At 40.6% G+C, this 12,857-nt stretch carries 10 protein-coding genes; 2 read left to right on the top strand and 8 right to left on the bottom strand.

Annotated elements, in window-relative coordinates; all coding sequences use genetic code 11:
- Positions 1–152: 152 nt before the first annotated feature.
- From mog to WJR50_RS31665, 6 genes are all read right to left on the bottom strand, one after another.
- The gene (gene mog / locus WJR50_RS31640) at positions 153–680 is read right to left on the bottom strand and encodes a molybdopterin adenylyltransferase (RefSeq protein WP_341297345.1); all 528 of its coding nucleotides are present in this window, start codon (positions 678–680) and stop codon (positions 153–155) included.
- A 213-nt stretch (positions 681–893) separates the two neighbouring features.
- A complete protein-coding gene (locus tag WJR50_RS31645; protein ID WP_341297346.1) occupies positions 894–1,970 on the bottom strand; it encodes a mechanosensitive ion channel family protein in 1,077 nt (358 codons plus the stop codon).
- A complete protein-coding gene (locus WJR50_RS31650) occupies positions 1,970–5,056 on the bottom strand; it encodes an ATP-binding protein (protein ID WP_341297347.1) in 3,087 nt (1,028 codons plus the stop codon). Before WJR50_RS31650 ends, WJR50_RS31645 begins: the two co-directional genes overlap by 1 nt.
- A 58-nt stretch (positions 5,057–5,114) precedes the next feature.
- Positions 5,115–5,390 carry a sll1863 family stress response protein gene (locus WJR50_RS31655; protein ID WP_341297348.1) on the bottom strand — a complete coding sequence of 92 codons (276 nt, stop codon included), beginning with the start codon at positions 5,388–5,390 and terminating at the stop codon, positions 5,115–5,117.
- 85 nt (positions 5,391–5,475) lie between these two features.
- Complete coding sequence (locus WJR50_RS31660) at positions 5,476–6,102, bottom strand: rhomboid family intramembrane serine protease (RefSeq protein WP_341297349.1); 627 nt, start codon at positions 6,100–6,102, stop codon at positions 5,476–5,478.
- 29 nt (positions 6,103–6,131) lie between these two features.
- Positions 6,132–7,115: a polyprenyl synthetase family protein gene (locus tag WJR50_RS31665; protein WP_341297350.1), complete on the bottom strand. Its 984-nt coding sequence runs from the start codon at positions 7,113–7,115 to the stop codon at positions 6,132–6,134.
- 446 nt (positions 7,116–7,561) lie between these two features.
- Between WJR50_RS31665 and WJR50_RS31670 the strand changes: the two genes are divergently transcribed.
- Entirely contained in the window at positions 7,562–8,152 is a 591-nt protein-coding gene (locus tag WJR50_RS31670) for a hypothetical protein (RefSeq protein WP_341297351.1), read from the top strand.
- Between the two features lie 28 nt (positions 8,153–8,180).
- Complete coding sequence (locus WJR50_RS31675) at positions 8,181–9,560, top strand: sensor histidine kinase (RefSeq protein WP_341297352.1); 1,380 nt, start codon at positions 8,181–8,183, stop codon at positions 9,558–9,560.
- A 7-nt stretch (positions 9,561–9,567) separates the two neighbouring features.
- Here the strand turns inward: WJR50_RS31675 and rnr are convergent, their stop codons facing one another.
- The gene (gene rnr / locus WJR50_RS31680; protein WP_341297353.1) at positions 9,568–11,730 is read right to left on the bottom strand and encodes a ribonuclease R; all 2,163 of its coding nucleotides are present in this window, start codon (positions 11,728–11,730) and stop codon (positions 9,568–9,570) included.
- 376 nt (positions 11,731–12,106) lie between these two features.
- Entirely contained in the window at positions 12,107–12,832 is a 726-nt protein-coding gene (locus WJR50_RS31685; RefSeq protein ID WP_341297354.1) for a ribonuclease H-like domain-containing protein, read from the bottom strand.
- Between the last annotated feature and the right edge of the window lie 25 nt (positions 12,833–12,857).

Raw genomic sequence — 12,857 nt, forward strand, 5'->3', positions numbered from 1 at the left:
GGTGTTAGGGTGTTAGGGTGTTAGGGTGTTAGGGTGTTAGGGTGTTAGGGTGTTAGGGTGTTAGGGTGTTAGGGTGTGTACTTCACTCACAAGAAATAGTTGCTATGTATTGTTAAACTCTTACTTGACACCTAGAACTATAACACCAAGAACTATTTTTTTGGGCGGAAAGGTTTGATCACTTCTTCATTGCATTCCAGATAAGGGCCTTCCAGCAAATCAATGCAGTAAGGAATGGCAGGAAAGACAGCATCCAGGCATTGGCGGATGGCTTTGGGTTTACCGGGTAAGTTGACAATTAATGTCTGATTGCGAATACCAGCGGTCTGGCGGGATAAGATAGCGGTTGGAACATACTGCAAACTCACCTGACGCATGAGTTCACCAAAACCAGGCATCATTTTCTGACACACGGCTTCGGTGGCTTCGGGAGTTACGTCCCTTTTGGCAGGCCCAGTCCCTCCGGAAGTAATGATGAGGCAGCAGCTTTCTTTGTCAGCCATTTCTTTCATTTTTGCTTCCAGTTGATCCTGCTCATCGGGTATGACAGCATATACTTTCTCCCAAGGTGAGATAAGGTAATCGTTTAGTGTTTCTACAATGGCTTTACCGGGAATATCTTCATAAATCCCTTTGCTGGCACGATCTGAGACGTTGATAATTCCTATTTTGATGTCCATTTGATTCTTGGTGTTATGGTGTTATGGTGTTATGGTGTTATGGTGTTATGGTGTTATGGTGTTATGGTGTTATGGTGTTATGGTGTTATGGTAGGTACTTCACTCACAAGAAATAGTTACAACTTTTAAAAATCACAACCAACTCATTCAAAGTTTAAAAATAGAGCACACAAAAAAACAGAATGCTACTCAACTACAATTCAGTTTACAACATTATTCAAAATCTTTACGGCTGATCAGCTCTTTGCTGAGTAGCTCACGTATTACAATCTCAGTAAGTTCACTTTTGAAGCCAAACTCATAGCGGATGTCCATCACATAGGCTTTGAGGCGCATTTTCAGATAGGACCTCCGCTCCTTAATTTCATTGAAAAATAATACTGTGATCGGCTTATTCAGGAAAATATATTTGGACGTTTGCGCAGCTTCAGTGGCTATTTTCCTGACCTGTGCAGTATCTATATCCAGCGGCAAATAGATTTCAGCCACAACCTGACAATTAAGCTCTCCGGCATTACTATTGGATACTGAGCGATTCATCAACTCTCCATTAGGAATAGAAACCAGCGAATCATCCGGGGTAACAATACGGGTAGAGCGCAAACCTATTTCTACTACCTCGCCGTAATAAGAGTCAATTTCAATTTTATCGCCTACTTTGAAAGGTGTATCCAGCAGAATGACGATGCCTCCAAAGATATTCTTCAACACATCCTGAGAGGCAAAACCTACAGCCACCCCTACCGAGGCTGTCAAAGCCAGTACAGCTTCTATCTCTGGTCTGATTACTCCGGTGATAATCACAAAAATGACAATGATCCACCCCAGTATCCTTACTACCGGAATCAAACCTTTGATAGTGATGCGGTAATTGGTACTTCTTTCTGAAAATAATTCCAGAATACGGGTTAGGAACCTGATGACGAAGTAACCAATGGCGAAAATGATAAAGCTCCAGAAAATTTTGCCTAATGAAATTTGCCGCAGTGCTTCCGGAGTAGACTGTTCTTCTTCCTCTGAAGCTGAGTTGTCAAACAGGTGTCTTTGCCTATCTACCAGCGTATCTGCCTGGATGACGATGTTATTGGCTCTGATCTGTAGCTGTGATTGTACGCTGTCTGCCTCTTCATTAGCAGTAGGTATATTCTGTAAAGTATCAGGCTGTGCATTTTGTGCTCCTGCTCCCAACAATTGCGGAGGCACCGGAAGCCGCATATTTACAGAGTCCCTCTGTATCAGCTGTAGAGGACTCAGCAGCAACAGCAACCATATGGTGAGTATTTGGAGCATCAGTGCAGGAAGTTTTTGTCTTTTAATAAATTAATCACTTGTCGGTACAGTAAAGGGTTGATCAGATAGACATCTTCCTTTTTAATGATAAAACCATCATCCATCAGTTGTATCAGGTTCAGATTACTATTCCCTGGCTTTTTCAGCATTTTTGCACCCATACTCTGATATTCAGTCAACTCCTGATATTGTGCTTCTGAAAGGCCATCGTGCTGCACCAGCATGTGAAGCGTGAGTACATGTTGCAGTGAAATAGATTTGACAAAAGAAAAATCATAGTCTTTAAGGGAGCCAATGTATATGGTATCTTCGGTTACTTTACGAGTCGACCTGAGCCAGAAAAGCTGTGCAATACTAAAATTACCGGTCGTAATTTTATTCAAGTCATTGAAATACTCCTTCTCCAAATACTGTTGTTGTTCATCATCCGACATTTTCTCAAATTTCTTCTTACCCCTGTCTTCCTGGGCAGGTTCATATACCAACGCATAGCCACTCACCCGGTGACGCTTCAAAATTACCTCCCGCAATTGTTGGTTCTGAAAAGACTGAAGCTCTACCAAATACTCAAAATAATCGGAAATACGAATGGTCTTATCAAGATATTGCCAGGCATAAAGCGTACAGGTACACAGCCAGAACACCTTTTTGTTGGTTTTTGAGATGAGCTCAAACAATGTTTTGAGACAAGAAAAACCTCCTACCTTTCTTAGATAAAAGTGTTCTAAATTTTCAAATACAAGAATCAGGGGTTGGGTGAGTTGGTGAAAGTATTGAACGATATCTTCTACATTCATAAACTGCTGCTCAGGGAAGAGTTCGCTAAAGTAGGCCAGTAATGCCTCTTCAGTATAGATCTGACGAAAAGTAGTGGCTCTTACCAACTGGCACCGCTTGATCATCCGCTGATTACTTTGCTTCATAAAAAAATTAAGCAAAGTCGTAATTCCGCTTCCTTTCTCCCCTATGATTACGGTGCTGGCATATCGCCCCTTATTCCAGTTCTGAAAAGCTTCCTGTATGCTCTTGATCTCTGCGGTACGTTCTTCATAAAATACCGCTTCGTCTAGTGGACGGATACTGAACAGGCGTTGATATACATAGGGCAGTTGTTGGATGGATTTTTCACTTTCCGTTAAAAAATCCGAAATTTCTGTGCTTACCTCTACCGATTTGGATTCTATCCCCATCTGCTTGCGGTAAGCTCTGAGTTGTTGATTAGTATTTTTGTAGCCTTGTTGTAAGAATTTCAGCGTATAGGGCAGGGCGTTTTTTATATAGTCAAATGTTTTTTGCTTCAGTTCCCTCGTTCTTTCCAGCGCTTTGGCCCTGGCGACTCTCAGCTTCAGTTCTAAAGCATAATCATTACTCTTAAGCTCAGTAAGTTCATTGATAAAGGACTGTACTGCCTTATGTACGTCGCTGTCAAGATGTAGATAAACCTCATCCAAGGATTCAATAATATGCTCAATCACTTTCTGAGCACGTTGTAAACCTTCCAGTGCAATGCTCTGGGCTTTATCTATATTTTCCTGTTCACCTTCAAAAACTGAAAGTGCCGAGTCCAGGTTGAAGTAAGAAATCTGTCCTACTTCGTTGATCGACTTCTGTACTTTAGCTAACTCATCACCCACCGCCCGCTCTGAATCATTGATTTTGACTCTAAGGTTGGGTAGCGTCTCAAAGCTAACGATCTGCTTCGGAGAGATATAATCAATTTCTGAAGTTTTGATGACTCTGTTGTACTCGTTGGTTTTTACCAATCCCCTTCTTTCCGGTAATTCATCTACTTTTTCTTTGGCCTGAGACTGAATATTATTAAGTAGAGAAGGTAGTGCCTGCCGGTAGAGAACTGCTATTGTTGTCGGAATAACTGTACGTATCAATTGCAGATCAATGTATTGCTTTTGCTTATTCAGTTCTTCCTCAATCTGTAGTTTTGGTGAATTGTCAATTGCTTCCTGAGCATTATTGAGTACGCTCTTGGCAGTATTGACTTGGGGTAGCACTGCCTGCTTGATTTTTAGCTTCGCTTCTTCTCGTACTTTATAGTGCTGGTAGAGGAGGTGATTGCTCAGTATGCTAAACTCTTCATCAATACGCCAGTCCTCATGCAGCGCAAAAAGCGTGTTTCTCCAACCCTGTACAAAACCCAGATATGCCTTTTCAGTATTTCTATTTTTGCTAAGGATTTTAGCATTGCTAAAATGACGTGCCGGCAACTCTGCTGTTCCTGCCCTCTCATAAGCGTATTGATATTTATGGGAAATTTCTGTCAGTAGCTGCGCATGATCATGGCTGATCTCCTGATGCAGGGTTTGCAGTTCATCATGTACTGCCTGTATTTGCGCTTCAAACTGTTGTGTTTCTAAAGAAGGAAGTTCAGCCAGCCAGTTCTCACGCTGATAATCAAGCTCCTGTAGAGAATGGCTTACCTTAACAAACATACGCTCAGATGCCTGCCAGGCCTGTTGAGAAGTAATGGCTAATTCACGGTATACTTTTTCAAATACAGGTATGAGTGCCAGCGCATATTCATATTTGTAATAAAATGCTGTAAGATTTCTCAGTGGAACCTTGTACTTCCAGGGTTCCAGCGCCTTGGGGGATTTGCGAAAGAGTCTGCGAAAAAAGTTTTTTATTCTGTGAGGCAGATCTCTCCACCGCCTGAGCCACCTCTTCCAGTATTTGATAAGGCGGATTCGCCAGTTATCTTCGTCCTGCTTTTCAAAGCGCGTCTCAGCCTGTACTTCATCATAAAAAGGAGGCAGATTGTCCAGCAATACCATACTGCCCTGAAAATACTCCTCTAGTATTTCAGTGAGTTGGCGAGGCTGGTTACTTTCGTACCTATGCTCAATTAGCGCATAGATGTTTTTACTGTAAGACTGTAGTGCCTCAAAGAAAAGCGCTGCATCTCCCTGTGTTTTAGCTGCTTCGTATTGCTTAGTAAAGTCGTGAAAAACAGAAAGCACCTCATCAGCAAAATCCTCCTGATACTGAATGGTCTTATTCAGCACCGGCAGTGCGGTGGTTTGAATTAGTGAAGCGACACTCTCCTGTACTTCGGAGGGTTGATTACTCATAAATCTACTGAGGGTAAACTGCCATGAGCTTAACTGCGTCTTTGCTGGTCAGCAACATTTACTTAAAATGGTATTTTGCTTTTTTGATGGCTTCATGCAAAGTATCTGCTGCTTTTTCAAAGCCCTGGCGGATGTCATAAAAAGCTGCTGCACTGGAATTTTTGAGGTCTTCATAGCTGCGGTAGAGTGGGCTATCCTTTTCTTTGAGCCCATTGAGCTCCTCATCCAGTTCAGCTCTCAGGTCCTTAGCCTTTTGCTCAAATTCTTTGATCTTGGCGTATATTTCCTGTAACCTGTCTTTAGCCTGATCCTCTGTTTTATTTTGCTCTGACATAGGAATATAATGTTGGTGGATATTGCTTCAATTTAGTAAAAACACCCATGATTGCAAGAAAGTCTCTGCTACGACCAGATACAAATCAAAAAAAGCTGAAATTTGATATCTCCGAGATGAAATGCGAAATCACATTAGGTTCTATGATAATGGTGAAGATCACTCCGAATAATGCCCCATATAGGTGTGCATCATGGTTGATACGGTCGCGCATCTGCTTGGACCGCTGGTAAGAATAAAGGAGAAACAATCCCCCTAGAATAAAGCCCGGTATTCCGATCAAACCAAAAAGGTAAATATTACTAGTAGGATCAAACATGATTGCGCTAAATACTATAGCAGAAACCCCACCTGAAGCACCCAGGGAGTTGTAAGATGGGTCATTGCGGTGCTTGATATAGGTAGCAACATCCGAAACGATAATAGCTACCAGATACATGCCTATGTAAAGCACTATGCCTGTGGTACCTCCAAACAAATAGGTGTAGTACTGTTCAATAACGCTTCCGAAAAAGTAAAGCGTAAACATATTGAAGAACAGGTGCATGTAGTCCTGATGGATAAAACCTGAGGTAACAAAGCGCCAGTATTCTTTCTTGGTATAAACGGAATAGGGGTTAAAAATCCATTTGTACATAACTTCCGGCTTATTCCATGCATACAGGCTGGCTGCAACGGAAATGACAATAAGTATAATTGTAATAGAGTCCATAAGTATATAAGTCCTTTTGCAGCGCTATTTTATTTTTCTCTTGCCATAAGTTCTTCTGCAAACTGACTAAGTATTTCTTTTTTATCGGGTTTTACATTGATTTGTTGCAGCTTTTGCAAGCCCAGGTCAAAAAATTCATTCATCTTTTGCTCGGTAAGTGCTCGGATATCAAGCGTGTCATACATAGCTTTTACTGCACTGACTTTTACTTGGTTGTCAAATTCTTCTTTTTGCAGCCAAGATTCAAGTTCAGACTTCTGCTGAGCATTGGCTTTTTCCAGCGCTTTGATCAGCAAGAAAGTCTTTTTATTCACGATTATATCGCCTCCTACTTGCTTACCAAATTTAGCCTGATCAGCGTACACATCCAGCAGATCATCTTTAAGCTGAAAACTGATACCAATGTTTACGCCAAAGTCATATAAAAGCTGACTATCTTCAACACTTGCATTGGCTAAAATCCCTCCCAATTGCAAACTAAAACCGAGCAGCACCGCTGTTTTCTGCCTGATCATCATCAGATACTCTTCTTCATTCACTTCAGCACGATTTTCAAAGTTCATATCCCATTGCTGGCCCTCACAAACTTCTGCGGCACACTGATTAAAGGCTTTTAAAACCGGCAATAGTGTATCCTGCTTTACATTGAGCAAAAGCTCATACGCTCTTACCATCATCACATCACCGGAAAGAATAGCAATATTCTCATTCCATTTTTTATGGACAGTAGGTTTTCCTCTCCGGAGTGGTGCCTGATCCATGATATCGTCATGCATCAGAGTAAAGTTATGAAAGACTTCTACTGCCAGAGCTGGCTCAAGTACACTATCTTCATACGCATGGTCATGATAGAGCCAGTAAGCCAATAGAGTTAGTACCGGTCTGAGCCTTTTTCCTCCCAGGCTTAAAATATACCTTATAGGCTCATACAGCTCGGTAGGCTGACTCCCAAATTTGTGTTGCTGTAATTTGTGATTAATTTTTTCAATGTATTCCTGCACCAGCGGGTTCATATACTTGCTACAAGTAGAATAGAAATAAATAGTATGGCTATAACGCTAAAATACCAAGCTTAATAGTCAAACATAGCGCTAAGAAACTTACACCTGAAATTATAATTTAGTATCAGATAACTTACTGAAAAGTATCTTTTTTGACCGTCGTAAAACTGTATAAAAGTATTTACAAAAACAACTGAATCAGCCTATCTGCACTACCGTGCCTTAAGCAAAAGGTTAGTGATAATTATGGTGTTCAGAAAAATTTAATCTAAAAATTTACTTAAGTATTTGTTTTAATTTCTTTTTTATTACATTAATCTTTTAATAGTTACTATCAGAAAGTATTTGAGTAAAAACACTCAATAATCATTAGATTTAAGATTAGAAAGCATTCATTCAGGTATACTTCAAATTAGCTCCTTACTTGTAAACCCACAATTGAATACAAGGACTTATACATGAATATTGAAATAAAAGCCTGGTCAAAAGTGCTAAATCTGTTTTTTGTACAGCTTGCGCTTTTTTTCTTGTTTGCCTGTCATCCCTCTGTTAGTCAAATGCCTACCGCTCACCAAAGTACGCTGGACTTACGTCAGTGGGATTTTGATAAGCAGGGGCCTGTCAAACTGAACGGTGACTGGGCTTTTTACTGGCAACAGTTTTGGAATAATGCACAGACAGTATCACCATCTCCGACTACCTCCTATTTTATCAACCTACCTTCTGATTGGAAAAATTATGAATTGAAGGGCCAGCGTCTTGGCGGGCAAGGATACGCAAGCTATGCGCTACACGTCTTGCTTCCTGAAAACACAGAAGAAATGGGTATCAACATCCATACAGTAGCGACAGCCATGAAGTTGTATGCTGATGATTCTCTTATTTATCAAGCCGGAAAAGTAGGAAAAAATGCAGAGGAAACGCTTCCTGAGTATGCTCCTGACTTTGTCCGAATACCCTCTACAAAAGACACGCTTAGGCTTATCCTAGAAGTTTCAAATTTTCACTATCACAGAGGGGGGGGCTTGGTCCCCCTTTTTTTTAGGTAACATCAGAGACATCCGCAAAAGATGGATATTGGAAACAGGACTTGAGTTTTTTCTAGCAGGGTGTATTCTGATTATGGCACTTTATTATCTTGGCTTTTACTTTTTTGGAAGAGATGACATAACCTATCTGATTTTTAGCATTGCCTGTTTTTTTATCCTGATCAGGGTACTTTGTACCGGGCAGTACCTTATCCGTTATTTGCTGCCACTTAACTGGAACTGGATGATTAGGCTGGAACTTTTAGGATTCTACCTCTTTGTCCCATTGTTTTTGAGCTACCTCAGGCAAATATTTCCGAAAGTGATACCTAAATCGCTTTTTTTGCTTAACTGGGGCATCGCAATAGCTGCTACTTTGTGGGTACTTTTGACTCCCCCTCTTAGTTTTTCTCACTCCATCATACCCTATGAAGTATTTACTATTCTAATATGTGTAATTGGACTCTACAGAATTATTAAACACTACGATAAAAAGATTCCAGGGCAAAAAATATTATTATTCAGCTTAATCATTTTCTTTCTAGCATTCATCAACGATGTATTGTATGCTAATAATCTCATTCCTACAGGATATATTATTTCTTTAGGCTTACTTTTATTTATTCTATCTCAATCACTCATACTTTCTCAAAGGGTGTCTTTGGCTCTGTATGGATTGGAAAATGCGAATCAAACTCTGTCTGTACAAAACGAAACCATACATCATAAAAACGAAGAACTTACCCGCCTTAATAAAGAGCTGGATGTATTTGTATACCGTACTTCTCATGACCTAAGAGCTCCTCTTACTTCTACTATGGGCCTTATTGAAGTTCTTAGAATGGAGGAAGACCCCAAAAGGTTTGAAAAATACCTGGACTTACAGGAACAGGCCCTCAACCGACTTGATGATTTTATCCAGGATATTCTTAACTATTCCAGAAACACTCGCCTGGAAGTGGTATGTGAACCTATAGATTTGAGGGTTATGCTAGAGGAAGTATTCTCTCTGTATCAACATCTAAGTAATTACAATCTGTTGGAGAAAAGAACTGATATAAGGCAGGAAGGAGAGTTTTATGGAGACAAAAAACGTTTGTCTATCATACTGAATAATCTGATCTCCAATGCTTTTCGCTATTATGATCCTGAGAAACCTAAACCCTATCTTAATGTAAAAGCTTTTACAAATAAGGAGAAAGCTGAGATTACAGTAGAAGATAATGGCTTAGGAATTGATGAAAAGCACCATGACAAAATTTATGATATGTTTTATCGCGCAAGCAGTAGTGCCAAAGGTTCTGGCTTAGGTCTTTTTATTGTAAAAGAGTCGGTTACTAAAATGGGCGGAGAGATATACCTGAAGTCCAAAAAGGGAGAAGGCTGCACATTCATCATCATTCTGCCTAATCAATCTCCCCACACTTAACCTTCTCTTACTTCACAAATTCCAGGTCAATGGTACGGCGGTCCATATCCGTTTTGAGTACTCTTACTTTTACCTTATCGCCTAGTGCAATGATCCGCTTGCGTCGCTGCCCGATGATGCGAAAGTTCTTGGCATCATATTCATAATAATCATCCGATATTTCAGACATGCGCACCATACCTTCGCAATGGGTTTCTACCATTTCTACATAAACGCCCCATTCTGTCACTCCTGACACTATACCATCAAATACTCTGTCTATGCCAAACTGCTGCATGTACTGCACCTGCTTGTATTTGATGGAAGCCCGTTCGGCATCGGCTGCCCGTTTTTCCTGCTCAGATGAGTGTTCACATTTTTTCTCGTACTTATGCCGCTCTTCAACGGCTGCATCATCAAGGTATTTTTGCAAAAGTCGGTGCACCATTACATCCGGGTAGCGGCGAATGGGTGATGTAAAGTGTGTATAATGCTCAAATGCCAGACCAAAGTGTCCCTTGGCTTCAGTAGTATATTTGGCTTTGGCCATGGTACGGATTGCCAGTTGTTGCAGAATATCCTGCTCCGGCTTCCCTTCCACAGCCGACATCAGTTCGTTGAGCGAAGCGGAAATTGCCTCATCTGAGGTATGTAGTTTATAGCCAAAGCGCTGAGCAAACTGAGAAAACTCCTGGATTTTGGTGATATCTGGAAAATCATGGACACGGTAAACGAAGGTGTTTTTATCCTTTTTCTTCTTGTAGTGATAGACAAATTCTGCCACTTTTTTATTGGCGAGCAGCATAAACTCCTCTATCATCTTATGAGCATCTTTGCGCACTTTAGGCACTACTTCCAGCGGGTTACCGGCATCATCCAGTTTGAAGCGTACTTCAGTAGTTTCAAAGTTCACTGCTCCTTGGGCAAAACGCTCATTTCTTAGCCTTTTCGCAAGATTATTCAGGGTAATAACTTCCTGTGCAAACTCACCTTTGCCAGTTTCAATACGTTCCTGGGCATCTTCATAGGCAAAGCGATGATCGGAATGGATTACGGTTCTCCCCAGCCAAACGTCTTTTACCTTTGCATTCTTATCCATCTTAAAAACCGCAGAGAATGTAAGTCGGTCTTCATTCGGGCGCAGAGAACAAAGTTCGTTGGACAGCTTTTCGGGAAGCATAGGGATAACGCGGTCCACCAGATAAACCGAGGTAGCTCTTTCTTCTGCTTCTCTTTCCAGGGCAGTATTTTCCTGCAGGTAATGGGTGACGTCAGCGATATGCACGCCTATTTCCCAGTGGTTATCATCCAGTTTTTTGATGGACAAGGCATCGTCAAAGTCTTTGGCATCTACCGGGTCAATGGTAAAGGTGGTGACCTCTCGGAAATCTCTTCTCCTGGACAGCTCTTTTTTGTTGAGATTGAATTTGATCTTGCTGGTTTCTTCCACCACATCATGAGGAAACTCAAAGGGCAGATCAAATTCAGCCATGATAGAATGAATCTCCGCATTATTCTCCCCGGCAGGCCCTAGTACTCTGATCACTTTACCTACCGGACTTTTATCTTCCTCCGGCCATTTGATGAGTTTGACAATGACTTTGTCATTATTCTTAGCTCCCTGTAAATCTTCCAACCGCACAAAAATATCATGATGCATCTTTCGGTTGTCAGGTACGATGAATGCGAAGCGATTAGACATTTCTACTCTACCCACAAACTCTTTTCGGGTGCGTTCTACCACTTCCAATACCTCTCCTTCAGGCCGCTTTCCTTCTATACCTGGCCCAAAAGACATAACTTTGACAATATCACCATCAATAGCGTTTTGTACATAGTCAGCATCTACTTTAATATCTTCTTCCAGTTCATCACAGATGATGAATGCAAAACGTGGGTTTACAAAATCCACTTTCCCTAGCAGTATTTTTGGCTCGGCGGTAGTCTGATACTTACCATTGATAATTTTCTTGACTTTACCCTCTTCCTCAAGCTTGTAGAGTACATTGGGCAGGGAGTTTTTTGAGGCTTTATCATTGATATCCAGCCGTTTGGCAATCTGGCGAGGTGAGTAAGCTTTGGTTAGGTTGGCATCCAGCAGCCCCATCGTCATATAGGCAAGCTGTTCGTTGGTATAGGCTTGTTTTTTGGATCGGGAACGGGTTTTCTGTTTATTTCTTTTTTTTGACATATTGATTGAAAAAATTCTGGCTGTGTGAAAGAGAGCGAAGTTAATAAGAATTTATAGTGCTCGCTTAAACACAGATTTATATTTTAATTTAAAAATGACCGCCAACTTCTCAAACTCCTCCTAGAGAAGGGATGTTCTTCATATTATCCAAATTACAAATACTGAGTATCAGGCTTGCTGATGCTAAAATAAGTATTTCAGTAAATTTAAGAAGTTTTCTGGTCAGATAGGGAGGACTTTAACTAATGCTTATTTGATAGAGATAATGATTTAGTGGTGTTGTATAGATTACTGATGGAAGGAGCGGTTTACATGAAATGCATTTATTCTACATCTGCTAACTCATTTTAATGCATTAAGGTTCTATTCCAGAAGATTATACTACAGTAATATTTTCCTGCTTGATTGGTTTAAGAGACTGCAAGTGTAAAAATACCTGCGCCAGAATAGATACATTTCGTTTGCAGAAGCGAGCGATTTTATCCAGAGATTTTTCTTGATAATAAATCTTATTCACTTCACTTCCTTTGATTGATTCTTCTTCTACTGCTTTCACATTGAAAAGAGCTGCCAGCAATTCTAAAGAGGTATAGCTTTTATAATCGCCAAATTTCCACATATCCATCGTATCAAGGTGATGAATTTCCCAGGATTTTTTGCCAGCCACATCCATAGAAGGTGGTAAAGTAATCCCATTGATCAGCATACGACGACATAGATAAGGGAAATCAAACTCTTTTCCGTTATGCGCGCAAAGCCTTAACCGGCTTTGATCAAACTTCATCACGGTTTCTTTGAAATTCTGAAGTATCTCTTTTTCATTTTCACCAGATATACATTTGATCCGCAATTCTGTCTCCTCATTTTCCAGGGTATGAAAAATCCCGACTGAGATTACAATCACTTTTCCGAACTCAGCATAGATACCTGCCCGCTCAAAATACATTTCTTCAACATTGAGGTCTTCTTTATTTTTCAGATTTGATGCCTTACGACTCCATTCACTTTTGAGTACTTCACTCAAATCCTCAAAGCTAGATTCAGCAGATACGGTCTCAATATCTACAAACATCAGATTGCTTAGGTTAAGATCTAGTGGCATCGCAAAAAAATTTATTGGTGAAAAA

This window comes from Catalinimonas locisalis, assembly GCF_038039535.1.
Lineage (GTDB): Bacteria > Bacteroidota > Bacteroidia > Cytophagales > Cyclobacteriaceae > Catalinimonas.

Excerpts from the sequence above, each read along its gene's own strand:
- WJR50_RS31655 (WP_341297348.1), bottom strand. The coding sequence starts at position 5,390 with ATGTCAGAGCAAAATAAAACAGAGGATCAGGCTAAAGACAGGTTACAG.
- WJR50_RS31650 (WP_341297347.1), bottom strand. The coding sequence starts at position 5,056 with ATGAGTAATCAACCCTCCGAAGTACAGGAGAGTGTCGCTTCACTAATT.
- WJR50_RS31645 (WP_341297346.1), bottom strand. The coding sequence starts at position 1,970 with ATGCTCCAAATACTCACCATATGGTTGCTGTTGCTGCTGAGTCCTCTA.
- WJR50_RS31685 (WP_341297354.1), bottom strand. The coding sequence starts at position 12,832 with ATGCCACTAGATCTTAACCTAAGCAATCTGATGTTTGTAGATATTGAG.
- mog (WP_341297345.1), bottom strand. The coding sequence starts at position 680 with ATGGACATCAAAATAGGAATTATCAACGTCTCAGATCGTGCCAGCAAA.
- WJR50_RS31670 (WP_341297351.1), top strand. The coding sequence starts at position 7,562 with ATGAATATTGAAATAAAAGCCTGGTCAAAAGTGCTAAATCTGTTTTTT.
- WJR50_RS31665 (WP_341297350.1), bottom strand. The coding sequence starts at position 7,115 with ATGAACCCGCTGGTGCAGGAATACATTGAAAAAATTAATCACAAATTA.
- WJR50_RS31660 (WP_341297349.1), bottom strand. The coding sequence starts at position 6,102 with ATGGACTCTATTACAATTATACTTATTGTCATTTCCGTTGCAGCCAGC.
- rnr (WP_341297353.1), bottom strand. The coding sequence starts at position 11,730 with ATGTCAAAAAAAAGAAATAAACAGAAAACCCGTTCCCGATCCAAAAAA.